Genomic DNA, 25882 nt, shown 5'->3' with positions numbered 1-25882 from the left:
GTTTTTTTCAAATGCTGACGCATTATATGCGCGCTGCCTTACCGCTGATGCGCAGTATATTGGCATATGCTGCAATGCCTGCGGCCGGGATCATAACGGCACCAATCTTAGCACATGCACTAGGAGCCACAGGAAGGGGGCAATTGGCAGGTATACTGCAACCCTTGACACTAGCAGCTGCGGTGGCAGCACTTGGCGTGCCTTCTGCCGTTACTTATTTCATAGGTCGTGGTTACCAGGCGAGCCCGATCGTTCGTCTTTCGGGTTTAATTTCTCTGATAACGACCTTTTTGGTCGGGATTGTGTTGTTCTTCTATTCATCAGCTGTTGCCGCACAACTCGATACAGACCGATTTCTCATGCTGATGATATGGGCAGCGTTTCTGCCTAGCGCGCTGATTTCAATTAGACGCGGCCATATACAGGGACTACGGCAATACAGCGCACTCGATCTTGAACGGTTGCTGGCCTCAGGGTTTCGGGTCGGGGTCATTTTGATGCTTTGGATTATCGGAGTGCAATCCGTGATCCTGTTCGCGGCAGCTTATATGATAGCCGGCCTCAGTGCATCGGCAGTGCTTCGACTTCCGCCCAATACAACCACGCGGACCTCATCCGCACAACCCATGCCGGCACCTGATTTCAACGGGAGAGCTTTTCTTTCATATTCGCTGCTATCGGCTTTCGGCGCGATTGCTGCAGCTATGTCCGCGCGGCTTGATCAGGCAATTATGCCTGCTATCGTTTCCGCAAATGAGCTCGGCTATTATTCGGTTGCTGTAACCGTTGCCGAAGTGCCAGGTATTGTAACGGCGGTTATTACGCGCAATGTATTGGCTGAAGTTGCCGGTGATGTCTCCACAAAAGTCATAATTCGCTCCGTCATCCTCGGCGGATTGGGCCAGTTTACATTGATAGCAGCCATCCTGATTTCGATGCCGTATCTTGTGCCGATAGTGTTCGGTGACGATTTTTTGCCGGCGATGGAGTTAATGAGAATATTGCTGCTGGGCACGTTAATTAGCTATGGGGCGAGTGTAATTGCCGCATACCTTGGCGGTTTGGGTAAGCCCGGCTATAACTCTCTAGGGCAAGCGGCGGCAGCCATAACAACTACCACTATGTTTTGGTTCGCTTGGGGCGAAATGAACTCCGTAACTGCGGCTTGGGTCAGCGTCTGGTCGCAAACGGTGGCTCTGGCAGTAATGATATTTCTTATGTTGAGAGTTCGTTCAAAGCCCCATAACGGGAAGTCCGGGAAATCAATCAAAGAAGATGCTAATTAAAATGCTCCTCTACAACCCCAGTCGCCTTTGGCTCCTATCAACAATGTATTATCGCGACGGAAAGTATCGCAGAGCGCGTTTCATAAAAGCTTATTTATTTGCAATATTCCGCGCGGTTCTTCCACCGGAGGCAATACTATCAAGTGAACCGGCCTTGGGACATTTTGCGATGAATATTGTTGTTCATCCCAATGTTTCACTCGGGAAAAATGTGGTTCTGTGGCACGGTGTTACTCTATCTGTAAGTGATTCACCGGGAACAGATTCGCGTTTGACGGTAGGTGACCGCGTAGAGATCGGTACGGGCGCTGTGGTCATCACCCCATTACGAGGCAGTTTGTCTATCTGCAACGATGTGAAGATCGGCGCGAACTCTGTCGTTACGCGCTCGCTGACAGAGCCTGGTACATATGCTGGCGCGCCAGCAGTTCTCATCAAACGCCTGGATACTTAATCATGAATATTCTCTTTGTTACGTTGGACGTATTCGGTGGCACAAAAAAAGGCGGCGGAGAACGCTACGTGACAGAGTTGGCACGGGCTGCGCGGGCACGCGGACTGACTGTCAGCGTTGCGGTTGTCCGATCCATGCGTGAATTTGCAGAACTGAGTGATCTCGACGCTCCGACTCGCCCTATTTCACCGCGCCGCTTCTTCGATTTGGTGCGTCGGTGCGACATCGTGCATGTCCATCAGCTTAATACACCAGGTTTTGACTACGCGGCAGTTCTGGCCAAGATGCTGCACAAACCGCTTGTCCTGACCGACCATGGCGGCGGAACCCTTACTCCCGGGCGTGCGCTTGGGAAACACCGGTTGCGCTTCATTGATGCTGCAGGCTTTGTGAGCGATTGGAGCCGAAAAGACGTTGACCCGACGGGGCAGATAAAAAAGAACATGGTCATTCTGGGCGGCGGGGATCACCTTCCAGACGCTGGGCCACTCGAGCGGTCTTATGATTTTGGTTTTGTTGGCCGACTGCTGCCTCACAAAGGTCTTCATGTGGCCTTGGCGGCCCTGCCTCAAGAAGCGAGCATGATTGTCGCGGGTCAGGCGCGCGACACTCAATATTACGATGAGTTGCTGAAGCTCGCGAAAGGCAAGGATGTAACCTTCATTGCCGATGCATCCGATCTGCTCGTTGCTTCGCTGATGAAATCAATTCGCTACCTGGTGGTTCCCTCGGTCAACTCATACGGCACTCAGGTTTATGCACGACCGGAACTGCTTGGACTCGTAGCATTGGAAGCTTTGGCCGCAGGTACTCCTGTTATAGGTTCTGACGTGGGCGGCCTCGGGGAGGTGTTACACACCGCTGGACAGATCGCACTACCTCCCGGTGACGTTGCGATCTGGCAGTCAGGTTTAAGCCTTGCCATTGCCTCAGAGCCGCCCGCACTAAACACCTCCGAGTTTACGTGGGATGCTGTGGCTGCACGTTGCGAAATACTCTATTCGATGCTACCCGCAATATCGGCCCGCGAACATGATTGAACCAATGCGCCTTTTATTCGTCTCGCGATCTCTTCCATTTCACCATCTTGGCGGCATGGAAGTAGTGGCTTGGGATTTGGCCCGTTCGCTCGCGCGCCGCGGCCACGAGGTTGAAATTCTGACGACTCAATGCACGAACCTTGAACCTGTCACGACAATTGAAGGGGTGCGGATACGAACTATTAATGCTAAGTCCGGTCGCTATTCGCCAACATTTTGGCGCAGCACTGTGGAGTTGTATAGAAACGATTACAAACGCCGTGTCGATGCAGTGCTTGGAATTGGCATGGGCGCCCATGCGATTGCGCGCACACGTCAGCCCAACGAAAAGCCCTTGGTCATAATGCAGTCCCATGGACAGCCATGGGGCGAATTTGTCTCTAAGCTCTCTGTACCCAAGCCCATGTCTTGGTTAAAGTCGGCCAAAAATGTGCTCGAATTCACGCGCGAAAGGACTTTACGTCATTATGATCGCGTTATCGCCGTCGGCCCGGCCGTTGCCGATGTACTCAACAGTGCCCCAACGTCTTGGATGCTGGGCAATACACCGGTGCAGGTCATTGCAAACGGTATAGATCAAGATCATTTCGTATTCCATACTAGCGCACGCGCCCGTATTCGCAATGCGCTAGGTATCCCACTGGATGCACCGGTAGTGATATCTGCTTGCCGGCTTCACGTCCAAAAGGGGCTTCGTGAATCGTTGAACGGATTCGCCCTGGCTTTTGGGCAGCGGCGCGAACTACATTATATAATAGCCGGATCTGGGCCATATGAACCAGATTTGCGAGCGCAGGTGTCCCATTTGGGGCTATCAGATGCGGTGACATTTGTCGGTGCAGTAAACCGGGAGCTACTGCCTCAATATTTGAGTGCTGGCGACGTATTCATGTTCACCTCGAAGCGCCGCGAAGGCCTTGCGCTTGGACCACTTGAGGCTGCAGCCACTGGCTTGCCATCAGTTCTCTCAGATCACCTGGCCATCGAAGGGTTAGCTGCAGAGACCGTTAAGCCCAATAGCCCGGCGCAGGTTGCGTCCGCCATTGAGGCCAGTCTGGCCGACAGACCTGCCGAAAGGCAGTCGCTCTTGCCCCACGCTTACTCTCTAACAAAAGCTAGCGACGATTACGAGAATGCACTCAGTGACGGTGCTTCGGGTGTCAAATCAGCGATGCATAGTCAAAATTCGAGAGACAAAATATGATTTTTAAATTTTTAGAGATTTTACTGCGCGCCTTCGCACGACCGGTGAAAGGCGTGCTGGTAGAGGACCGAGTGGCTTTGGGTGATTGCAGTTTGCATGCACCTGTAATGGTTGGCTATCGAACTTACTGTAACGACAGCATGCTGCGAAATGTGACCATTGGTAGATTTTGTTCAATTGGCCGCCGTTGTACAATAGGCGCTCCGCGTCATGCAGTAGAAGCTATTTCCACTCACCCATTTATAGCACCGTCCACTCAGGAACATACAAGCATTTCCAATGACGTTTGGATTGGGGACAACGTGATAGTTGTCGCTGGCGTTCACATCGGCGACGGAGCCGTTATTGGGGCAGGTAGCGTAGTTACCAAGCCGGTACCGGCATACGCAATTGTTGGAGGAGTTCCCGCGCGAGTAATCCGTATGCGGTTTTCTCCAGATGTCATACAAAAATTGATCGAAAGCCGGTGGTGGGACAAAGGCGATCTGGCGGCTTCACCCGCCGTCAGGTCTATTGATGAATTAGTTAAGTTAGCCAAGATGACCGACGATTTTAGATATAAGCAATTCTCCTACCGCAAGTCGCGTCCCTCTGCGCCATTCAAGGCTTAATGAAAGATACCTCGATGAGTGGACTAGCAAAAAGGTTTTTTGCGAAGATTGCCTTGAGATTGCGTGGCTTAATGCAGATTAGTTTAATGCATCTGCCCGGCCGCCACTTCGGCCCGCGCCGCGCCGGCGTAATTGTCAGCCTGACCAGCTTCCCGGCGCGTATCGATACCGTCTGGCTCACTATTGAAACTCTTTTACGTCAAACAGTTAGGCCAGAGCGGCTAGTTCTCGTTCTGGCGCGGTCTGAATTCCCAGACGGAAAGTTACCGCCATCGGTTACTGATCGTGACGTGGAGATTTTGTGGACTGAGTCCAATTCGCGCAGCTACAAAAAGCTTTTACCTGTTCTCCAGGCCTATCCAGATGCGGTCATTGTGACAGCTGATGATGATATTCTGTATCCACGGTGGTGGCTGGCACGACTGCTTTCTGAACATGCGGCACAGCCCGATTCAATAATTGGCTTGAGAGGTGCGGAAATTTTGGTGGACAATGGTCACATCGCGCCATACGCACGATGGCCTGGCGCTACACGGTCAACCCCTTCTGTTCGCACTTTCCTAAAAGGCGATGGTGGAATTCTTTATCCACCACACTCGCTTCCTGATATCGCGCTTAACGAGCGTCTTGCCATGGAAATATGCCCCTATGCAGACGACATTTGGTTCAAACTTGCCTCGCTTGTGGCCGGCACTCGCGTAAATCGGGTCATGGATGGCGATTTCGACTTGCCGACAATCAAGTCGAGCCAGGCGTTCAGCCTGAGGATCCATAATGTTGGTGAAGGTGGAAATGACAATCAGCTAGCGCGAGGCATATTGCATTTTGGTCTTCATCAGCTCATTGCTGGCGATATTGACACTGCAATCGTGAAGCTGCCTCTGCATGCTGAAAACAGCGATGCTCGCATTTTAGGCGTAGGTGCAAGTCACACTCAGTCAGTGCGATACGGTGCTGAGCGTCCCTCCGATACCCCATTGGACAAACTGGGCGACTCAGAATCTTTTGACAAGAAAGCAAGCATTAATAATGAACTCGATGTTGTCGTTGCGCATGACTATTTGACTCAACGAGGGGGTGCGGAAAGGGTTACAATTGAGCTTGTGCGGGCACTGCAACCACGGAGTATCGTCACCTCAATTTATGCCTCTGAGGGAACATTCCCAGAATTTAAAAACATGCGAATTAAGGCAACCTGTCTCAACAAGGTGACTTTGTTCCAAAGAGATTCGCGTCTGGCTTTCCCTTTCTTGGCAGCGGCCTGGTCGTCAGTCAAACCGGTCCGTGCCGATGTCGTGGTATGCAGTTCCTCCGGCTGGGCTCATGCACTGCCTACTGCTGGGACGACGCGCAAGATCGTGTACTGCCACAATCCGGCCCGCTGGCTTTATCAGGCAGATGATTATTTGCTGGGACAATCTTTTTTCGTGAGGGCTGTGCTCAGGACCTTGCGATCTTGGATGATCAAGTGGGATCGCCAAGCCGCCCGTTCGGCTCATGTCTACATAGCCAATTCGACCTCGGTTGCGGAGCGCATACGTCGCGTCTATGGGCGTGATGCGCGTGTTGTTTTTCCACCTATTTCGGTTGATGCCAGCTTGCCGGGCGAAGCGGTACCGGCGCTAGTGGGCAAAACATTCTTCTTGATGGTCGGCCGGGCACGCGGCTACAAGGGAGCTCAACCACTCGTCGAAGCCTTCAAGAGTATGCCGGAGCATACTCTTGCCGTAGCCGGCGGCGGTAAAATTTTGGATGCTCCCGACAATGTTGTGCCCACGGGTTACGTCAGCGAGGCGCAACTACGTTGGCTTTATGCAAATGCAAGAGCATTGATCTCGGTTTCACGCGAAGATTTCGGGCTAACGCCCATTGAAGCAAACGCCTTCGGGACACCAGTCTTGCTGCTGCGCGCGGGTGGCTTCCTCGATTCGACGCATGAGGGAACAAGCGGGCTTTTTATCGAGGAGGCAACCCCGCAGGCAATCCGCAAGGCTGTATGCGCATTTCCGACCACGTGGGATCGCGATGCCATCAAACGCCATGCTGAAAAGTTCAGTCCTCAGCGTTTTCACGAAACGATCCGCCGCATCGTTGCTGAAACCATTGCTACTGAAAAACAAGGTCCTTCGCAAGGTGGGCAGCAGAAAGGACAGTGATGTTTATGCATCGTAGAAAATTTCTGAGATCTTCGATTTTTTTTGCAGCTTTATCTATCACTGGAGTGCTGCCTCTCAGCGTGGCTGTTGCAGCATCAGATCGCGTCGTATTTGATGTGACCAACTTTGGCGCGAAAGGCGACGGGCAAACGGATGACACAGCTTCCATCCGCCGTGCTATGATGCGTGCGGCGGCATCTCGCAAACCTTCACATGTTTTTTTTCCTAAAGGGGTTTACAAATTCAGCCATCTGGAGGTGGTATTTGATGATGTGGAAGTGAGCGGGGATGGCGCTGTGCTCATGTCCGCATTGCCTCTCGGAGCGGCTGAGCCTGCGATTTGGCTTCATGCAAAGAAGATCTGGGTTCACGATCTTGCAATTGATTACGTCGATAAAATCGATGTGCGTCGGACAGGTGTCGTGGAGAGCCGTAAGCCTAATGCCTATGGTCTACGCCTTGGTGGCGCACGAGATCCCCTCCTGTGGAACGCCGATTTGGTCCGTGTCGAGCGCGTTGAGGTTAGCAACGCGCGTGGTGGGGGTATACAGATTTCCTATGCCAATAATGTATCCGTCATCGGCTGCCGCGTGCGCCAGGTCTTAGGTAACGGTTTGGGTTTTGACAATTGCGTCCATGACGTCTTGGCGGAAAAAAATGACATTTCTCTGACCGGCGACGATCTTCTGATTATCGTCACCGACGCTAAGGTCCCTGGCGGAACCCGAAATGTCGTATTTCGCCATAATACTGTAGCGCAGGGTTATGCCAAAGGAATAGCTTCAAGCGGTGTTGATGGCATGATTATTGAGGGTAATAACGTCAGCGATACCTTTGCCGGCGGAATTGTTGTTTTCTCGGATGCTTATTACGGGCTGGGTCGGTCAGCGAATGTCAAGGTCATTGGCAACGTTGTAAAGAACGCCGGTAAATTCTTTGGGGAGGGACAATTCCGGAAGGAAGCCTCATCAGTTGGAAATTCGATCTATATAGCAGGCGGTTCTAGCGATGTAGCCGTGCGCGGCAACACCCTTATTGGATCGGTGCGCGACGGTATTGTTGTCACGACGATCAATGGCTTGTCTATTGTAAAAAACGTTGTGCTTGATCATCCTGGTGTCGGCATATTGGTGGGTGATCCAAGGAACAATGATAAAGCGCGGATCCGCAATTTTGAAATCGCCTCAAACATTGTTCGGGGCAATCGTGATGGCATCATCGTAGGATCGGCAACGAATGGTGTTGTACACGAAAACATCATTTCACCAAAGGAGCTAGGAAAAGGCAATATTCTAGTAGTTGCCAACACTAGCGCCGTCTCTGTCAAAGATTAACCTTGACAGTGCAATGATGCCCCAGATCGTCGGTCGGCAATCCGTTGGCGATTGCAAACTCGGTCAAGGACGGCGTATCAGCAGTGTCGGGCGCCTCGTTCGGTGTCGTCACCGAAGCCGCCATCACATCAACATCGAAAGCGCTTCTCTAATCGGCGTGGTGAAGTCATGCGCGATCGAGCTTTCCACTTCTGCGGCGGGTAACGTCTTTTCGTAAGCATTCGCCGAGGACCGCAGGTTCAGCTTTTCTTGCGCGATCGGCGGTAAGCGGTTAGACTGACAAACGCACTTATTCTAATCGACAGCCCAAGTCCGATGTCCGCACTGTCGATGTCATTTCCACCACGGAAATTCTATTCTGCCAAAGTAGTGCTAGCATTTTCCGTAGCTGCCTCGGCGAGGGCCGAATGGAGATAGCTCACGTTTATTGGGCAGCATCCGGCTCCGATAACGATTGAACAACCTCGTCTGCCAAGATGCCCAGGCGCTCCACACAAACGGCTTCAACGAGGTCGAGGAGGACCGCGGTTTGCTCGATCAGCCACTGTAGGGCTTCCTCGCTGATTTCATAGTGCCGGGAGTACCGTGCCTTCACATAGGCCTCGTTAAGGATATTAAACCAGGCGACCGCGCGGATACCATCCCTCGGCCATGCTTCAACAAGCCGCGGGTCACACCCTTCCGCGAGGCTCCGTAGAAACTTGATATTGTGGGATGGCGGGCTGTAATTTGTGGCCGTAAGCAGCACCGACGCGTAGGCGCTTTCAATTGACTGATGAAGTTCGAAAGCTGCCAGCTCTAGATTGCCCTCATTGACATAGAACTTTGATCCTTTTGCAAAATCTTTCGCAAATCGGAACCGGGACTGAAAATGTTCCTTTGCAACACGAAACGCGTCCGCGGGATTGAGTGTTTTGGGTTCCGCAAGCGCCGTCTCGTCCAACTCGTACAGCGCGATGCCGTCCCGACGAATGTCGGAAAAGAAGTAATGGCCGTCCTGGAGAAAGCGGTTCATTTCGCGCAGGGAGTGGGCAATGAGGCCGACTGGCGTATTGACGGCCTTGTCATGCATGATCCGGTCCGTTGCCTTTTGCCAGTACTCGGGACTTGCCAGCTTTCGTGTGTTGACGATGACGAGAATATCGTAATCCGAGCGGTAGCCTTTCATGGTATGGGGTTCATCGACCCAGTTGCCACGGGCGTAGGAGCCAAAGAGTATAATCTTTAGGATACGTCCCTTCTTCTTGAAATCGGCCGTACCGCCGCTGATTGCATCTGCGAATTCTTCGTGGATCAACTCGACGATGCGGGTGAGTTCGCGTTGCTTGCGCTCCGGTAAATGGTCCAGGCTTGATTTCATCGGCATCCGGTCCGTCGTCGTTCTGTCTTAACGTGCATTGAAGAGACCTGCGAAGGCGATATCATATTGATAGGTGAGCTTTCCGGCAATGATCGGTCGTTGTCCAGCGAGGAATAGCGGTTCAGTGTCGGCGGGCAATGTGCGAGCCTCCTCCGGGGTGGCAGCGGCAGCGCGGTGAACCTTCTGGGAAGCACCCCTCCAGCCTTTCCTACGACGTCCTTGATCAAGGTTTATCCTAATCGCCCCGCCGTTCCCAACCCTCCTGGGCTCCATTCTGACGTTACCTCTGCGAATTCCCCACGCTCGCATACATCCCCGTCGTGCGAAAATCGCTCGGGTTGGTGCCATAAAGGCGCCTGAAGACTTTGGAGAAGTAGTTGGGGTCTTCGAAGCCGCACAGCGCCGAGACTTCCTTGATCGGCATGTCGGCGGCGGTGGTGAGCAGTTTGGCGGCGCGGCGCAGGCGTTTTTGCAGCACGAATTCAGCGGGGGGCAGGCCTTCGCTGGCGGTGAAGATGCGGGAGAAATGGGCGCGGCTGAGGCCGGCGACTTCGGCAAGATCGCTCACCGTTAACCGGTCGCCCAGATGGGTTTGGATATGTGCGAGCACATGCTGCAGCGTGCGGTATTCCTGCGCGAATGTCGGGTGAGAGCCGAAGACGTCGTCATAAAGTGCCATGGCTCCCTCGTAAGCGATGGCGGATGCTGAACCCGGCGTCTCGCCGCCCGTCACCAGGCGGTGGCAGCAATCGGCCAGTTGGTCGATGGTTTCAGGTTTCAGGCGCAGGATCGGGCCGGTAATGGCAAGGATCGACCGATGGATGCGCAGCGCCTCCTCGCCATTCATCGAGATCCAGAAGAATTCCCAGCTTTCGTCCCGTTCCAGCCAGTAGCGGTGATTGTGCGGGATGAGCAGAAGCAGCGTTTCACCCGGCTTCACCTGCGTCAGGCGGTTCTCGTAACGCAAGTTTCCTCGCCCGCGGATACAATGCTGCAGCACGGTAAATGGTGCCTGGCCACGCTTGCGCCCGTCCCAGTCGTATCCGCCGCCTTTGCGGATTTCATAACCGCTGCTTGTGGGCATCGTGTGTAGCGTATGGCGCCCGCGCGGCAGGGAAACGGTGCGGACCGAAGGCCCTTTGTCGACCAGATCCTGCAGCACAAAATTACCCATGATAGCATAATCCTTCTCTGGCCCGGGGGCGGAATATGCGCATAATCCTGCACCGAGGAGACATTAATGGGAAGCCTTCGGGAGGCGCGCAAGTGGCTTGTCCCTGTATTTCAGGGTTTTCCATGGGTGAGGAGTATTTCTGACATCCTGTCCCCTATCCCGGCGGCTTTCCGCGCTCGGTTCGCAATGAGGATGTGAAAATGGGTTTCAAAATCGCTATCATTGGGGCCGGCAGCGTCGGCTTCACCAAAAAGCTGTTCACCGACATCCTGTGCGTGCCGGAGTTTCAGGATGTGGAATTCGCGCTGACTGATGTCAGCGAGCACAATCTGTCGATGATCCGCGAGATCCTCGAGACGGTGGTCAAGGTCAACAAGCTGCCGGCGAAAGTGACGGCGACGACCGACCGGCGCAAGGCCATCGAAGGTGCGCGTTATATCATCAGCTGCGTGAGGGTCGGCGGTCTCGAAGCCTATGCGGATGATATCCGCATTCCCCTGAAATACGGTATCGACCAGTGCGTCGGCGATACGATCTGCGCCGGCGGCATTCTCTACGGCCAGCGCAACATTCCGGTGATCCTCGATTTCTGCAAGGATATCCGCGAGGTGGCAGCGCCCGGCGCCAAGTTCCTCAATTATGCCAACCCGATGGCGATGAACACCTGGGCTGCCATCGAATATGGCAAGGTCGATACGGTCGGCCTTTGCCATGGTGTTCAGCACGGCGCCGAACAGATCGCCGAAGTGCTCGGCGCAAAATCCTTGAGCGATCTCGATTACATCTGCTCGGGCATCAACCACCAGACCTGGTTCGTCGATCTGAAGCTGAATGGCCGGCCGATCGGCAAGGATGAGTTGGTGGCCGCCTTCGAGGCGCATCCGGTGTTTTCGCAGCAGGAAAAGCTGCGTATCGACGTGCTGAAGCGGTTTGGCGTCTATTCGACGGAAAGTAACGGCCACCTGTCGGAATACCTGCCGTGGTATCGCAAGCGGCCGGAAGAAATCACCCGCTGGATCGACATGTCGGACTGGATCCACGGCGAAACCGGCGGTTATCTGCGCCACTCCACGGAAACCCGCAACTGGTTCGAGACGGAGTTCCCGCAGTTTCTTAGCTCCGCGGCAAAGCCGTTCGACAAGTCCAAGCGGTCGAATGAGCATGCCAGCCACATTCTGGAAGCGCTCGAGACGGGCAGGGTCTATCGCGGCCATTTCAACGTCAAGAACAATGGCATCATCACCAACTTGCCGACGGACGCCATCATTGAATCGCCCGGTTTTGTCGATCGCTTCGGCATCAACATGGTCTCGGGCATCACCCTGCCGGAAGCTTGTGCTGCCACCTGCATGGCCTCGATCAACGTCCAGCGCATGTCGGTTCATGCCGCCATCACCGGCGATATTGACCTCCTGAAGCTTGCCGTGCTGCACGATCCGCTGGTGGGTGCGGTCGCCACACCGGAGGAGGTCTGGCAAATGGTGGATGAGATGGTTGTCGCGCAGGCTGAGTGGCTGCCGCAATACGCCCATGCGGTTCCAGCCGCCCGCGCGCGGCTTGCCGAAGGCAAGGTGAAGACACGCGACTGGGCGGGCGCTGCCCGGCGCACCGTGCGTTCCATCGATGAATTGCGGGTGGAAAAGGCGGCGCAGAAAGCGGCCGTCTGACCCGAAAAAACAAGGCGGATGCGGCGAAGGACGGGAGACCCGTCGCTGCACCCGTCAAAACTAGGGAGAGGCAGGCGCGGGGCGTACTGCCGTTTGGGAGGAATGATGATGACACAGACACGCAGGCTCCGTACCGCCGCCTTGAGCTTCGGCGTTTCGCTGATTGCGCTCTGCGCCCACGCCTTTGAAACCTCGACGCCGCCGGAGCCGCCGCAGTTTCCGGCGGAAGGCAAGATTACTTATGTGGCGCGCGATACCATTTTGGAATTCAAGGCGCTGCCGAGCTACAGCCAGCCGCAATGGGTGGTCGACAAGTTTGAAAAGACCGGCAAGCTGCCGCCCCTGAAGGACCGGCTGCCGGAAGAGCCGCTGGTGGAAAAAACTGCCAACATGCCGGATGGCCCCGGCGTCTACGGCGATACCATGCGCCATGTCATTGGCGGGCGCCCGGAAGGTTGGAACTATACCGCCGGCCAGAGCCAGGGTTGGGGCGGCATCGATATTGCGCTGTCGGAATGCCTCACACGCACCGCACCGCTGTTCCAGGTGAATGCCAAGGACACAGAACCGCTGCCGAACCTTGCCAAAAGCTGGGAATGGTCGGCCGATGGCCACAAGCTCACCATGCATCTGGTGAAGGGCGCCAAATGGTCGGATGGCGTGCCGTTCACGGCAGATGACGTGATGTTCTACTGGGAAGACGCGGTGCTCGATCCCAATGTCTCGCCGCTCGGCGGCGGTGCCTCGCCGGAAGCCTTTGGCGAGGGCACGACGCTTGCAAAGGTTGACGACTACACCGTCGAATGGACCTTCAAGAGCGCGTTTCCCAAGCAGTATCTCTACACCATGTCCTATCCGAGCTTCTGCCCGGGGCCGGCGCATATCCTGAAGCCGCAGCATCCGAAATATTCCGGCAATACCTACAACCAGTTCAAGAACGCCTTTCCGCCGGAATACATGAACATGCCCGTGATGGGCGGCTGGGTGCCGGTGGAATATCGTGCTGATGATATCGTCGTTCTCCGGCGCAATCCCTATTACTGGAAGGTGGACGAGAAGGGCCAGCAGCTGCCCTATTTGAACGAGCTTCACTACAAGCTTTCCACTTGGGCAGACCGCGACGTGCAGGCGGTGGCCGGCTCCGGCGATATTTCCAACCTCGAACAGCCGGAAAACTTCGTCGCCTCGCTGCGGCGGGCAGCCGATGCCAATGCGCCGGCACGCCTTGCTTTTGGTCCGCGCCTCATCGGTTACAGCCTGCAGATGAACTTTTCCGGCAATGGCTGGGGCAATCCGGACGAGCGGGAACAGGCGGTGCGTGAACTGAACCGCAACGCCGATTTCCGCAAGGCGGTTACCTCGGCGCTCGATCGCAAGGCGATCGGGGATTCGCTGGTCAAGGGGCCGTTCACGGCGATCTATCCGGGCGGGCTGTCCTCCGGCACCAGTTTTTATGACCGCGCCTCCACCGTCTATTATCCGTTTGATCTGAAGGCGGCGAAGGATGGGCTTGCCAAGGCGGGGCTGAAAGACACCGATGGCGATGGCATCGTCAACTTCCCGGCAGGCACGGCCGGCGGCAAGAATGTCGAAGTCGTCATGCTGGTCAACAACAGCTACACGACCGACAAGAGCCTTGCCGAAGGCGTGGTCGGCCAGATGGCAAAGCTTGGCATCCGGGTGGTGATCAATGCGCTGGATTCCAACCAGCGGGATGCCGCCCATTATGCCGGCCGCTTCGACTGGATGGTGCGCCGCAACAGCACGGAGCTTTCCTCTGTCGTGCAAAACACCGACCAGCTTGCCCCGGTCGGCCCGCGCACCAGCTGGAACCACCGCGCGCCAGAGGGAAAGCCGATCGATCTGATGCCGTTTGAAAAGGAGATGGTGGATCTCGTCAACCGCTTCATCGGCACGCAGGACAATGCAGAACGTGCCAACCTGATGAAGCAGTACCAGAAGATCTACACGGAAAACCTCTACACGATTGGTCTCACCGAATATCCGGGTGCGCTGATCATCAACAAGCGCTTCTCCAACGTCCCCCCGGGCACGCCCATCTTCATGTTCAACTGGGCTGAAGATGCCATCATGCGCGAACGCCTGTGGGTTTCTGCCGACAAACAGGGAAAATACGAGCTTTATCCCGAGCAGCTTCCGGGCAAGCCCGGCGATAAAGGCACGGTCAAGTAGTCCTCCTCCCACAAGACGACCGGCCGCGCGTGAGGCGCGGCCGGAAGGGGACGGCACCCGCATAGAAGGAGGAAGAATACCATGCTGAGATTTCTGCTGATGCGCCTCGGCGCTGCCATCCCGGTGCTGCTGATCCTCAGCATCGTGACCTTCGCCATCATCCAGGCGCCGCCCGGCGATTATGCCGATTATATCCGCTCGCAGCTGATGAACCAGGGCGGGGCAAGTTTCGCGCAGGCGCAAGCGCAGGCAGAGGCGTATCGCATCGAACACGGGCTCGATCAGCCGATGATCGTGCAATATTTCGACTGGATTACGGGCATCGTGACGCGCGGCGATTTCGGCTACAGCTTCTATTATAACAAGCCGGTGGCCGAAGTGGTTGGCGAACGGCTGCCGCGCACGCTGGCGCTGGCACTTGTCTGCCACATCCTGGCGTCCATTCTCGGCATTACCTTCGGCATCTGGGCAGCGACCCGCCAATATTCCTGGGTCGACAACCTGCTGTCGGCCATCTCTTTCCTCGGCATGACCATTCCGCGCTTCCTGATGGCGCTGGTCATGGTCTACCTGATGGTTTTCCATTTCAACGTGTCGGAAATCGGCAGTTTCTTTTCACCGCAATATGGCGGTGCGCCCTGGTCCTTTGCCAAGTTTGCCGATCTCGTCAGCCATGTCTGGCCGGTGGTGGCAATCGCCGTGTTCGGCGGGCTTGCCTACAATATGCGGGTGATGCGCGGAAACCTGCTCGACACGCTGAACGCCCAGTATATCGAAACCGCCCGCGCCAAGGGGCTGTCGGAAAGCGCCGTCATCCTGCGCCATGCGGTGCCCAATGCCGTCCATCCGCTCATCATGTATCAGGGTGTCGTGCTGCCCTACATGCTGAGCGGCGAGATCGAGACGGCGATCATCTTTTCGCTGCCAACGGTCGGGCCGGCTATCGTCGGGTCGATGGCGGTCGGCGACGTTTATGTCACCGCAACCTTCATGATGGTGCTCGCGGCAACGCTGATCATCGGCAATATCATCGCCGACATGCTGCTTGCCCTTCTTGACCCGCGCGTGCGCGAATTCGGGGGAGCATGAGATGATGGCGCTCGACAACAATCCAAACCAGATTGTCGCGGAAGAAACGGCTGCCCCCGCAAGCCATGCCGCCAATGAAACCTATGTCGCGCTGGTCTGGCGCCGCTTCCGGCGCTCGTTCACCGGCATGGTCGGCCTGGTGCTGGTGGTTCTCCTCATCGTCACGGCGATCTTTGCCGATTTCTTTGCGCCGATGGACCCGCTGGAGACGAACGCCAGCTTCACGCCGCCGCAGGCGATCAGCTTTACCGACAAGGACGGCAGTTTCAGTTTTCGCCCGCGCGTTTATGTGCTCGCGGAAACCGAAGAACTCGACCCCGTCACCTTCCAGCCCATCGTTGGGCCTGACTATGACAACCCGCGTTACCTCGGCTTTTTCGTCAAAGGTGCCGAATACCGCCTCTTCGGCCTGGTCCCGGCGAGCCGCCACTTCTTTGGCGCAACCGATGGCCAGCCGGTCAATTTTCTGGGCACTGACAAGTTCGGCCGGGATGTGCTGTCGCGCGCCATTCACGGTTCACGCATCTCGCTTGCCATTGCGCTGAGCGTCGTCTTCATCGTCACCGTGATCGGCACGAGTGTGGGCCTGATGTCGGGTTATTTCGGCGGCGCTATCGACGCCTGGGTGCAGCGTTTTGTCGATATCGTGCTCGCCTTTCCGCAACTGCCGCTGTACCTGGCGCTGACTTCGCTGATCCCGGTTACGGCCCCGACAAACGTGTTCCTCGCCTTCGTGGTGGCGGTCATGTCGGCGCTCGGCTGGGCACAGATGTCACGCGAGGTGCGCGGAAAAACCATGGCCCTGTCGCGCATCGAATATGTGCGCGCCGCCATGGCGATTGGCGCCACCGACTGGCGCATCATCTTCCAGCACATCCTGCCGAACGTGATGAGCCATGTCATCGTGGCCGTGACGCTCAATATCCCGACAGTGGTGCTTCTGGAATCCTTCCTCGGCTTTTTGGGCTTTGCCGTGAAGCCGCCGCTCATCTCCTGGGGGCTGATGCTGCAGGATACCGCAACCTATTCGGTCATCGGCTCCTATCCGTGGATCCTTGCGCCTGTTGGCTTCGTGCTGATCACCGTTTTCGCCTTCAACGCGCTGGGTGACGGCCTGCGCGATGCTGTCGATCCCTATTGAGGAAGGTTTTGACCATGGCTCTTTCAGCACAAAACGCCTTTGCACCGCCGGTGCGCTTCGATCACGCCGGCCGCGACACTGCACCCGTTATCGATGCCCGCAATATCGGCGTTACCTTCAAGGTGGAACACGGCACGGTGGATGCGGTGAAGGACATTTCCTTCCAGCTCTACCGCGGTGAAACCATCGCCATTGTCGGCGAATCCGGGTCGGGCAAGTCGGTGACGGCCCGCACCATCATGGGGCTTCTGTCGAAGCGGGCCAAGATCTCGCCCGCGGCCTCCGTTGCCTTTGATGGCAAAAACATCCTGAAGTATTCAAAGGATGCCCGGCGGGCGCTGCGCGGCAACCGCATTTCGATGATCTTTCAGGAGCCGATGAGTTCGCTCAATCCGCTCTATACAGTCGGCAGCCAGATCGTCGAGGCGATCCGCATCCATTCCCGCATGAGCCAGAAAGAGGCAGAGGGCAGGGCGCTTGACCTGTTGCGCCAGGTTCATATTCCGCAAGCCGAAGCGCGGCTGAAACAATATCCGCACCAGCTTTCCGGCGGCCAGCGCCAGCGCGTGATGATTGCGATGGCGCTCGCCAATGATCCGGACGTGCTGATTGCCGACGAGCCGACCACAGCACTCGATGTGACCGTGCAGGCGCAGATCCTCAACCTCATCCGCGAGCTGCAGAAGGAACGCGGCATGGCGGTGGTGCTGATCACCCATGATCTCACCATCGTGCGCAAGTTCGCCGATTACGTATATGTCATGCAGCACGGCGCCATGTGCGAGCACAATGCAACGGAAGAGATTTTTGCCCGCCCGCGCCACCCCTATACCAAGAAGCTCCTGTCGTCGGAGCCGCACGGGGTGGCACCGCCGCTGCCTGATGGTTCCGATATCCTCCTGTCGGCCACGGGTGTCCGGGTCTCGTTCATGATGCGCCACGGCGGTTTCTTCAAGCCGGACCTTCGCGAACTGGTGGCCGTCGACAGCTTGGGCCTCACCCTTCGCCGCCACGAGACCCTGGGGCTCGTCGGCGAATCCGGGTCAGGCAAGACGACATTTGGCCAGTCGCTGCTGCGGCTCAACGAACCGACATCAGCCGAAATCCGCTTTGATGGCGAGCGCATCGACGGGCGCACGCGCGCCGAGATGCGGCCACTGCGCGCCCGCATGCAGATCGTGTTCCAGGACCCGTTTTCCTCGCTCAATCCGCGCATGACCATCGGCCAGATCATCGAGGAGGGGCTGATCGTCAACGGCATCGGCCACAGCAAGGCCGAACGGCTGGAGCGGGTGCGCGATGCCCTGGAGGCAGCGGGCATGCCGGGAAATATCCTGTCGCGCTTTCCGCACGAGTTTTCCGGCGGCCAGCGCCAGCGCATTGCAATTGCCCGTGCCGTGGCGCTGGAGCCCGAATTCATTCTGCTCGATGAGCCGACATCGGCGCTCGACCTGTCCGTCCAGGCGCAGATCATCGAGCTTTTGCGCAAGCTGCAGGCGGAGAGGGGCCTCAGTTACCTCTTTATCTCGCATGACCTGAAAGTGGTGCGCGCCCTCTGCCACCGCGTCATCGTCATGCAGCACGGACAGATCGTCGAACAGGGACCTGTGGAAGACGTCCTTTCAAACCCGAAAACCGAATACACGCAGCGGCTCGTCAAGGCCGCTTTTGAAATCGCCTGAGTGCGGAATATGCCGGAGGTAAACATGGCAAGACAACCGAAAATCACCTTCATTGGCGCGGGATCGACCGTGTTCATGAAAAACATCGTTGGCGACGTGCTGCAGCGCCCCGCGCTGTCGCAGGCGCGCATCGCCCTGATGGACATCAACCCGCAACGGCTTGAAGAAAGCGCCATCGTCGTCAACAAGCTGATTGCGACGCTTGGCGTGAAAGCAACGGCGGAAACCTTTTCCAACCAGCGTAAAGCGCTGGAAGGGGCTGATTTCGTGGTCGTCGCCTTCCAGATTGGCGGTTTCGAGCCCTGCACGGTCACCGATTTCGAGGTGCCAAAGAAATACGGCCTGCGCCAGACGATTGCCGACACGCTCGGCGTTGGTGGCATCATGCGTGGCCTGCGCACCGTGCCGCATCTGTGGAAGATCTGCGAGGACATGATGGCGGTCTGCCCGGACGCGATCATGCTGCAATACGTAAACCCGATGGCGATCAACACCTGGGCGATTGCGGAAAAATATCCCTCGATCCGCCAGGTCGGCCTTTGCCATTCGGTCCAGGGCACGGCGATGGAACTCGCCCATGACCTCGATATACCCTACGAGGAAATCCGCTACCGCTCCGCCGGCATCAACCACATGGCGTTTTTCCTCGAATTCGAGCATCGCCAGAAGGACGGCAGCTATCGCAATCTCTACCCGGATCTCGTGCGCGGTTACCGCGAGGGGAGGGCGCCAAAGCCCGGCTGGAACCCGCGCTGCCCCAACAAGGTGCGCTATGAGATGCTGACGCGGCTTGGTTATTTCGTCACCGAAAGCTCCGAGCATTTTGCCGAATACACGCCCTATTTCATCAAGGAGGGCCGCGAGGACCTGATCGAAAAGTTCGGCATTCCGCTCGATGAATATCCAAAGCGCTGCATCGAGCAGATCGAGCGCTGGAAGGGACAGGCGGAAACCTATCGCTCGGCCGACAAGATCGAGGTCAGCCAGTCGAAGGAATATGCCTCCTCCATCATCAATTCCGTGTGGACGGGCGAACCCTCGGTCATCTACGGCAACCTGCGCAACAATGGCTGCATCACCTCGCTGCCAACCAATTGCGCTGCAGAAGTGCCGTGCCTTGTCGATCACAACGGCATCCAGCCCACCTATATCGGCGAGCTTCCCCCACAGCTGACGGCGCTGATGCGCACCAATATCAATGTGCAGGAACTGACGGTGCGCGCTCTCACCACCGAAAACCGCGAGCATATCTACCATGCCGCAATGATGGACCCGCACACGGCCGCCGAACTCGATCTCGACCAGATCTGGTCGCTGGTCGATGATTTGCTCATCGCCCATCGCGAATGGCTGCCCGAGTGGACGCAAGTGCCGCAGACACGCGCGATCGCGGTTTAAACCTCAGGCGAAACGGCGGGCTGGGTGCCCGCCGTTTCTGTGGATGTGGCGCCTGGTCGAACTTTGGCAGCGCCGCAGCGGGATCACATCGGAACGCCGTCTGTCTGTCAGCATCATAGCGAACCAGACAGATACAATGGCATTTTTTCCTTTTGCTTTTCCGTCGCGCCGGGCAAGAGGGTGGCGGTAGAGGCTCGCCATCATCGCGGCAATGCCTGCCTCTGCCGGGTTGCTGTGGAAGGCAGGTGCGGAAATTTCGAGCTGCTGGCGAAGGGATGGTTGCACCCTGTCGCGTTCAAGGACTTCACCCGCAATTGTTGATGTGCCAAAGCATCCGAGCTGACCAGTCCGATCACGACGTTATCGCGGTCATACTTGCCCGGATCGTGCATGGTGCGACGGTGATAGCCGCATTCTCGACGGATGCTTGTCCCTGACCCGTAGCAGTTCGGGGTTCCATTCGAGATCCGGCCACCTCTCAAATTCCCATTTCACGCATGAGCCATAAACGCCCACTTTATCGCCCATTACGCGGCAATAAAGTCGGCGATAAAGGCGATTTCTTTTGCTTATCGCGCGGGGTCAGACCCGTGGGCTCCATTCTTTCGAACGATGCTTCTCCTTTTCCACGCCACAATGGCGCGCCCCATCCAGGTGACGATCCTGCCGCAAGGTTCGGGCTTGCCATCGATCTGTGCCTGTGGAACAGGATTCGATCAAGACAGAGGAGCGGAGAATGGAAGACGCAATCCAGATTGATAATCGAGGCGATTTTGGGCTTTGGGCCATCGAGGTGGCCAAGCAGATCGTCGCCGATCAGGGTTTCGAGCTTGCCCGCGCGGCGCGCGATGGCACTGAAGACGATGTCCGTGTCGCCGGAAATGCGCTCGGTCAGGCCATCACCAACGCGATGATGGAAGTCTTCGACGGTCTGATGGAGGGGGTTTCCGACGATGAGGCAGAGGCTTGAAGCGCACCCACCCGCCGGATGTGTCGTTCCCGGCTTCCGCTAGTCGGCGTTGATTTGTGCGGTCCACCGAAGCGGCGTCCTAGCCGTTGTTCCCGATCCCTACCGGCACGCGATCGACAAGCTCATCGTCGCCAGACACCGGCACACTGATGGGCAGTGGCCAGCGAAGCGGGAGAAGGACGTTCGCCAAGCCGCGCTGCTCTTCGAAGCCCTGCAGCAGACGAGGCGATCAGCCGACCTTGCGCCCGTCTACAATGAGGCGTGGGAGCGCGGAACTGCATGGCAGGAAGCGGTTCAAACAGGGCGGGATCTTGCCAGCAAAAGGTGCTGAGCGTTTCAAAACAGTCCTTATCGAGGGAGAAAAGAAAAACCGGGAAGACATTGCGCTTCCGTTCGAAGGTTAGTCCTCATGCCGTAACCGTTGCGAGCGCCCACATTCAACACAGATTTCGAATCGCGCGCAATGGCCGTCTGTTGAATGCTGCAGTCGTGAGGTTGGACGAGTGGCAAACGATGACAGGTTGGTTTCGCATCATGCTGATGATGGTCATCAGCATGATGCGCAAGGCAGTTCGGACAGATCGGGAAGGTCAGCGCACCGTGTCAGTGATCATTGGCGGTAACCAGCGGCGCCTATCCGGGGTAGACAAGGCCAAGATCACGGCGGCGCGTTTCGGGCCTGGTGCCAATATCGCAGCTGTGGCGCGCGAGCATGGTGTCAGCCAGGGCTTTCTCCATGACTGGCGCCGCTGCGCCAGCGCGTGGGTCTCGGACGAACAGGAGATGCGATTTGTGCCCGTTGTGACACGTGATGAAGAGCTGCTGGGGTGAGGATGGCCGATCCTTGTAAACGTCTCCAATGCAGCTTGTCTGACGTTGATGTCTCCTGAATGACCGGTATTTCAGCTTCAACGGCCGCCGCCTGCAAACGTGGTGGATGACATGGCGTCACCCTGCTGCTCGCTGGATTTCGGCGTAAATTGCCTCAATTCGAGCGGCCTCTGCGTCGCTGAGCGCTGAAAACTCCTTGTCGCGAGCTCGCTTTGACAGTCGTCCTTCGCTCTGGCGTAGGAAGCGGAACAAGAGGTCCAGCAAGCGATCGGGCATATCGATCATCTGCTGCACTTCGATCTTAAACGCGTCATAGACGCGTAGGAATGCCGTCTCGGCCGGCAGATCCACATCAATCGTTCGGGCGACGCATTCGAACAGGAATTCAGCGTGCGGCGTTGCGTCGAAGTAGCGGTAGAAGTCAGCGGTGTCATTCAGCACCGCGACATTGCCACGATCCGTTGGTTGCCAGTAAACAAGCGGCAAAAGGCGGCGTGAGTAGCTTTCCAAGACGGTTCGATAGTCATTGATGCGGTCCAGGATGACGGACGAGACCGGAAAGACGAGTCCCGGAGGGTTGAACCCGCGCTCGGCGAGAACATGATGGACCACATAGCGGTGCAGTCGGCCGTTTCCGTCCTCGAAAGGGTGGATGTAGACGAAGCCGAAGGCGAGGGCTGCTGCGGCGAGAACAGGATCGAGGTGCTGTGCCGCGCTGCGGTCGAAAGAGGCCAGCCCGTCGATCAGCGAGGGCAGGTCTTCATGTCGGGCGCTGATATGATCGGGGATAGGCGCGCCCGACAGGCGATCATGTTCGCCGATGAAGCCACCCTCGACGCGCAGGCCGAGATGGACGAAGCGCGCGTCGCCGATGACAATCCGTTGAAGCCGTTCCAGTTCAGCGCGGTCTATTGGCCGGCGACCGGCTTCACCGATCACCTGGCCCCAGCGTTGGATGCGATCTTGCGGTGGATCTTCTCCCTCGATCTGGAAGCTCGAGCGCGAATCCTTGAGCAGCAGGAATGCGGCGGTGCGTGCAAGCAGGTCCGCCGGCACTTCGGCGATCAACTGCCGCGCTTCGTCTCCAAGACCGCGCGCAACGAACGCGTCGAGGGCGGGCGTACGGAAGATCATCGGGCAGAATGCTGGTGTGCCGGGCAAATTGTTCTTCACCCGATGTCTTGTCGAACTCGCTCCACCCACCGCGAATTGCCGGTCGGGATCGACAACAAGGGCATAGGTGCCCTGTGCTGCGTCGGGCAGATCGAGCCGTATACCGAGCAGCCATTCGTAGAGAAACCACAGCCGTCGCGCATAGGCGCCAGTAGGCGCCGCGCGCACCATATCAGCGATCGGTTCAGGCCCAATTTCCCGGAACAGGGCTTTCAGAACGGCAAGGTCCAACCCTTCATAGCGCAGCGCGAAGGTCAAGTGCCCGGCAAGGTCATTGTCCGGCTGATGGCGTGGGGTGTAAATGTTCCAACTCTCGGCCTTATAAACTTTGTGGCGTGGGCCGATCGCTGACAGGTTGATTGGCACAGGCACGGGTAATTCAAAGGCATCGATCAGCGCAGCGTAGCCGACAGGGGTGGCGGCTTCTGGTATCCTGCGGCCGTGAATAATGCTGACCGCGCCTGAAAACGGCTTTCTTCGTTCCTGCGCCATGAATTGTTACCCGCCTCTGAAAGTGAGTTCCGGTGTGAATTTCTCATGAAATTCGATTATCACCAATGAATTTCGATGACTACGAGGCTAAATTTGCGAAGATTGATACCGAGGGACGGCATGAGCCAAGGGATCCTCCACAAACGGCTGATCGATCTGGCGGACAAGCTCTCCGTCGAACATCTGAGCGAGTTGGAGAGGACGAAATATGGATGATCTCGATAAGCTGACACAGACGCCGCCTGAGGATGAGCAGCGCGTAGTTGCGGAGCGTGCGGACAACCTGAGCAAGAAACACCATCTGCTGGAATTGTGGACGCTCGCTTGGCGGACGCTGGAGAACGTGTCGACTGAACCAGCTTCAGGTAGACCGTCGTTTCAAGACCGGGGAAGCGCGACGAAATGAAACTGCCGACGCTTCGCGACGATGTCGAATCCCTCCGCTGCACGTTTAAGATCATCGCCGATGTTACATCGATCGATGCGGGCGAAAGAAGCCGCCGTACCAGATCGGTATCGCGCGTCTGCCGGGACAGACGCCGAGCATGTCCTTGAAAAAGGCACGTTGATCGTCTAGATTTTTTTTAAATTATCTACATGGCGCCGTTATGGCCATTCACGTCAACAATCCGGAAGCCGATGCGCTGACACGAAAGTTCGCGCAGATGACAGGCGTCGGCATCACCGATGCGATCGTCATCGCCATGCGGGAAGCGATCGAACGGCGCAGTCGCGCCGAGACGCCGTTCGAAACGGCCGCCCGCATCAGAGCAAAGCACCAGGTGGTGCTCGGCGGCCACGCGCACAATACTCTTTCCCCGTGAAGCGTTTGACGCGATGTGGGACGATCGCTGATGTTCGTTGACGCATGCGCGATTATAGCCCTGCTGTAGGACGAGCCGGAAGCGTTGCGCGTATCCGATGCCATAGCTTCAGCCAAGCGGCCATTCACATCACCGATCGCTGTTCTCGAGACTGTTCTTGGCTTGGCCCGCCCGGATAAATTGAACATGCCGATATCGTCGACCGAAAGCCTGCCGCAGGCCAGCTTTGGCAGCGACAAAGGATTGACAGGTTCAGGCGGCTCCGCAGCGATTACCAGAGGCACGAATGCCGGTCCGATACCGTCGTGCTGCGACGGAGTCGTTGTTGCCGCAAACGGCAGTCGCGCACCTGACGTCGCCAATCGGAAAGCTGGTTTGCCGCAACACCGTGACGACGCACGACATCCACAACGCCCGCACCAGGCTCAAGGCTTTCCGCGATAATGCGAGCCTTCACGTCATCCGGCCCACCGCCGGTTACCGCGGCGCGGCTCAACGACCTCTCATAGCGACCAACAAAACATTATCCATCATTCAGCTTCCAGATAAACATGGAAGCCTTCTCGCATGCGCAACCATGCTCAAACAGCAGCGGAACGAATGGGACAGAAACGGCGCTTACAGACGACCTCAGCAAGGCGCACACTTTGCTGGAATTGAGGCCCCTCCGCTTGACGGGCGCTGGAAGACGTGTCGGTTGAACCAGTTTCAAGCAAACCGCCGCTTCAAGACCGGAGGCCCGTGGTTTCGTCGTCTCCGAATTGATGAAGCTGGTATCCCGGTCCGAGAGACGTGTATCGTTTTCGCTTTATAGAACGAAGGATCTGGATGAGGTTGAGGTCGTGATTGAGGATCGGCGTGGGCGGGTCATCGGTATTGAAGTGAATGCGTCTGCGACTGTCAAGACCGATGATTTTCGCGGGCTACGTCAGTTGCAGGCAGCGGTCGGTGACCGCTTCTTGCGAGGCCTCGTCCTTGCAGTATCCCTCCGGCGTGGACCGCCTTGCGAGTTTTTGGTGATATCGTGATTTTGCGCTCTTGAGAGTGAACTTAAGAGCGCAATGAGGAACGATGGCACAGGCCATTTTGCTGACGGGTCAAGAACGACGTCGTCGTTGGTCACCGGATGAACGGCGGGAGATTGTGGAGGCAGCATTTGCTCCGGGGGCAAATGTCTCGGCAGTAGCGCGTCGTTTTGATGTTTCGACGGGGCTGCTCTACACGTGGCGGCGCCAAGCGCTGTCTTTGAAAGATGAGCCCGCTTTCGTGCCGGCAACTGTCCTGGACGTTCCTGGCAACGGCGATGGTTGTGCGACAACCATCGTTGTGGACTTTGCGAACGGTATCAAGGTGAGGATTGCGTCCGGGGCGCCTTGTGATCTTGCTGCAGCCGTGATGCGTGCGCTCAAATGATCCCGATCAGTTCGAGCGTGCGGGTTTGGATTGCGAGCGGCCATTGCGATATGCGCAAGGGAATGCACGGCCTTGCTCTGATCGTGCAGGAAGGTTTGGGTCGTGATCCGTTCAAGGGTGACGTTTTTGTCTTCCGCGGGAAAAGCGGCCGGCTGATCAAGGCTCTTTGGCATGACGGATTTGGGCTTTCGCTATACGCAAAGCGGCTCGAGCGCGGCCGTTTCATTTGGCCGGCGACGCAGGGTGGAGCTATTGCGCTGACGGCTGGCCAGATGTCCTATTTGCTTGAGGGAATTGACTGGCGGAACCCGCAGCAGACATGGCGGCCGACGAGCGCTGGATAGTGTCTTTTGGGGCGGGATTTGCGAGCGGGGCGCCAGGAAAAGCTAT

At 56.9% G+C, this 25882-nt stretch carries 22 protein-coding genes and 3 pseudogenes; 21 read left to right on the top strand and 4 right to left on the bottom strand.

All coding sequences use genetic code 11. The features are described from left to right. The first annotated feature begins 11 nt into the window (after nucleotides 1–11). The 7 genes from AC4CWF_RS19480 to AC4CWF_RS19450 are packed head-to-tail and all read left to right on the top strand — an operon-like array spanning nucleotide 12 to nucleotide 8085. Nucleotides 12–1286, top strand: coding sequence for a lipopolysaccharide biosynthesis protein (locus AC4CWF_RS19480; protein WP_491286888.1), 1275 nt, complete (start codon nucleotides 12–14; stop codon nucleotides 1284–1286). Nucleotide 1287: 1 nt separating this feature from the next. After that, nucleotides 1288–1740, top strand: coding sequence for an LbetaH domain-containing protein (locus AC4CWF_RS19475; protein WP_491286886.1), 453 nt, complete (start codon nucleotides 1288–1290; stop codon nucleotides 1738–1740). A 2-nt stretch (nucleotides 1741–1742) separates the two neighbouring features. Continuing rightward, nucleotides 1743–2780: a glycosyltransferase family 4 protein gene (locus tag AC4CWF_RS19470; RefSeq protein ID WP_491286884.1), complete on the top strand. Its 1038-nt coding sequence runs from the start codon at nucleotides 1743–1745 to the stop codon at nucleotides 2778–2780. A gap of 4 nt (nucleotides 2781–2784) precedes the next feature. Continuing rightward, nucleotides 2785–3984: a glycosyltransferase family 4 protein gene (locus tag AC4CWF_RS19465; protein WP_491286882.1), complete on the top strand. Its 1200-nt coding sequence runs from the start codon at nucleotides 2785–2787 to the stop codon at nucleotides 3982–3984. Next, the gene (locus AC4CWF_RS19460) at nucleotides 3981–4595 is read left to right on the top strand and encodes a CatB-related O-acetyltransferase (protein ID WP_491286880.1); all 615 of its coding nucleotides are present in this window, start codon (nucleotides 3981–3983) and stop codon (nucleotides 4593–4595) included. Before AC4CWF_RS19465 ends, AC4CWF_RS19460 begins: the two co-directional genes overlap by 4 nt. A 14-nt stretch (nucleotides 4596–4609) precedes the next feature. Then, nucleotides 4610–6751, top strand: a complete 2142-nt coding sequence (locus AC4CWF_RS19455; RefSeq protein ID WP_491286878.1) for a glycosyltransferase — start codon at nucleotides 4610–4612, stop codon at nucleotides 6749–6751. Further along, nucleotides 6751–8085, top strand: coding sequence for a right-handed parallel beta-helix repeat-containing protein (locus AC4CWF_RS19450; protein WP_491286876.1), 1335 nt, complete (start codon nucleotides 6751–6753; stop codon nucleotides 8083–8085). The genes AC4CWF_RS19455 and AC4CWF_RS19450 overlap by 1 nt, the downstream gene beginning before the upstream one ends. Before the next feature lie 424 nt (nucleotides 8086–8509). Here AC4CWF_RS19450 and AC4CWF_RS19445 read toward each other — a convergent pair whose 3' ends face one another. Then, nucleotides 8510–9445, bottom strand: coding sequence for a nucleotidyltransferase and HEPN domain-containing protein (locus AC4CWF_RS19445; protein WP_491286874.1), 936 nt, complete (start codon nucleotides 9443–9445; stop codon nucleotides 8510–8512). Between the two features lie 280 nt (nucleotides 9446–9725). Beyond that, a complete protein-coding gene (locus AC4CWF_RS19440) occupies nucleotides 9726–10619 on the bottom strand; it encodes an AraC family ligand binding domain-containing protein (RefSeq protein WP_491286872.1) in 894 nt (297 codons plus the stop codon). 200 nt (nucleotides 10620–10819) lie between these two features. On the opposite strand from AC4CWF_RS19440, the gene AC4CWF_RS19435 reads away from it, so the two are divergent. From AC4CWF_RS19435 to AC4CWF_RS19395, 9 genes and pseudogenes are all read left to right on the top strand, one after another. Further along, complete coding sequence (locus AC4CWF_RS19435; RefSeq protein WP_491286870.1) at nucleotides 10820–12286, top strand: alpha-glucosidase/alpha-galactosidase; 1467 nt, start codon at nucleotides 10820–10822, stop codon at nucleotides 12284–12286. Between the two features lie 108 nt (nucleotides 12287–12394). After that, nucleotides 12395–14479: an ABC transporter substrate-binding protein gene (locus AC4CWF_RS19430; RefSeq protein ID WP_491286867.1), complete on the top strand. Its 2085-nt coding sequence runs from the start codon at nucleotides 12395–12397 to the stop codon at nucleotides 14477–14479. Between the two features lie 81 nt (nucleotides 14480–14560). Continuing rightward, the gene (locus AC4CWF_RS19425) at nucleotides 14561–15568 is read left to right on the top strand and encodes an ABC transporter permease (protein WP_491286865.1); all 1008 of its coding nucleotides are present in this window, start codon (nucleotides 14561–14563) and stop codon (nucleotides 15566–15568) included. A gap of 1 nt (nucleotide 15569) precedes the next feature. Then, a complete protein-coding gene (locus AC4CWF_RS19420; RefSeq protein WP_491286863.1) occupies nucleotides 15570–16709 on the top strand; it encodes an ABC transporter permease in 1140 nt (379 codons plus the stop codon). Between the two features lie 14 nt (nucleotides 16710–16723). Further along, entirely contained in the window at nucleotides 16724–18391 is a 1668-nt protein-coding gene (locus AC4CWF_RS19415) for an ABC transporter ATP-binding protein (protein ID WP_491286861.1), read from the top strand. A 24-nt stretch (nucleotides 18392–18415) separates the two neighbouring features. Further along, nucleotides 18416–19789, top strand: a complete 1374-nt coding sequence (locus tag AC4CWF_RS19410; protein ID WP_491286859.1) for an alpha-glucosidase/alpha-galactosidase — start codon at nucleotides 18416–18418, stop codon at nucleotides 19787–19789. A 736-nt stretch (nucleotides 19790–20525) separates the two neighbouring features. Beyond that, nucleotides 20526–20759, top strand: coding sequence for a hypothetical protein (locus tag AC4CWF_RS19405; RefSeq protein WP_491286857.1), 234 nt, complete (start codon nucleotides 20526–20528; stop codon nucleotides 20757–20759). Between the two features lie 61 nt (nucleotides 20760–20820). Further along, a pseudogene (locus AC4CWF_RS19400) lies at nucleotides 20821–21163 on the top strand (GSU2403 family nucleotidyltransferase fold protein); the annotation flags it as partial. Between the two features lie 109 nt (nucleotides 21164–21272). After that, nucleotides 21273–21590, top strand: a complete 318-nt coding sequence (locus AC4CWF_RS19395; RefSeq protein ID WP_491286855.1) for a transposase — start codon at nucleotides 21273–21275, stop codon at nucleotides 21588–21590. Between the two features lie 117 nt (nucleotides 21591–21707). Here AC4CWF_RS19395 and AC4CWF_RS19390 read toward each other — a convergent pair whose 3' ends face one another. Beyond that, nucleotides 21708–23255 (bottom strand): Fic family protein, encoded by a 1548-nt coding sequence (locus AC4CWF_RS19390; RefSeq protein WP_491286853.1) that lies wholly within the window; start codon nucleotides 23253–23255, stop codon nucleotides 21708–21710. Between the two features lie 208 nt (nucleotides 23256–23463). On the opposite strand from AC4CWF_RS19390, the gene AC4CWF_RS19385 reads away from it, so the two are divergent. Together AC4CWF_RS19385 and AC4CWF_RS19380 are read left to right on the top strand one after the other, a co-directional pair. After that, nucleotides 23464–23661: a hypothetical protein gene (locus AC4CWF_RS19385; RefSeq protein WP_491286851.1), complete on the top strand. Its 198-nt coding sequence runs from the start codon at nucleotides 23464–23466 to the stop codon at nucleotides 23659–23661. Nucleotides 23662–23863: 202 nt separating this feature from the next. Beyond that, nucleotides 23864–24110, top strand: a pseudogene (locus tag AC4CWF_RS19380) (type II toxin-antitoxin system VapB family antitoxin). A 196-nt stretch (nucleotides 24111–24306) separates the two neighbouring features. On the opposite strand, the pseudogene tnpA (AC4CWF_RS19375) reads toward AC4CWF_RS19380, so the two are convergent. Further along, nucleotides 24307–24599, bottom strand: a pseudogene (gene tnpA, locus AC4CWF_RS19375) (IS66-like element accessory protein TnpA); the annotation flags it as partial. A 244-nt stretch (nucleotides 24600–24843) separates the two neighbouring features. Here tnpA (AC4CWF_RS19375) and AC4CWF_RS19370 point away from each other — a divergent pair. The 3 genes from AC4CWF_RS19370 to tnpB are packed head-to-tail and all read left to right on the top strand — an operon-like array spanning nucleotide 24844 to nucleotide 25836. Next, nucleotides 24844–25107: a DUF4143 domain-containing protein gene (locus AC4CWF_RS19370; protein WP_491286849.1), complete on the top strand. Its 264-nt coding sequence runs from the start codon at nucleotides 24844–24846 to the stop codon at nucleotides 25105–25107. A gap of 43 nt (nucleotides 25108–25150) precedes the next feature. Beyond that, a complete protein-coding gene (gene tnpA / locus AC4CWF_RS19365) occupies nucleotides 25151–25492 on the top strand; it encodes an IS66-like element accessory protein TnpA (RefSeq protein WP_491281694.1) in 342 nt (113 codons plus the stop codon). After that, complete coding sequence (tnpB, locus tag AC4CWF_RS19360; RefSeq protein WP_491281693.1) at nucleotides 25489–25836, top strand: IS66 family insertion sequence element accessory protein TnpB; 348 nt, start codon at nucleotides 25489–25491, stop codon at nucleotides 25834–25836. The genes tnpA (AC4CWF_RS19365) and tnpB overlap by 4 nt, the downstream gene beginning before the upstream one ends. Nucleotides 25837–25882: the final 46 nt, after the last annotated feature.

Source organism: Neorhizobium sp. PAMB6630, from assembly GCF_058242775.1.
This window is presented reverse-complemented; position numbering and strand designations above follow the sequence as displayed.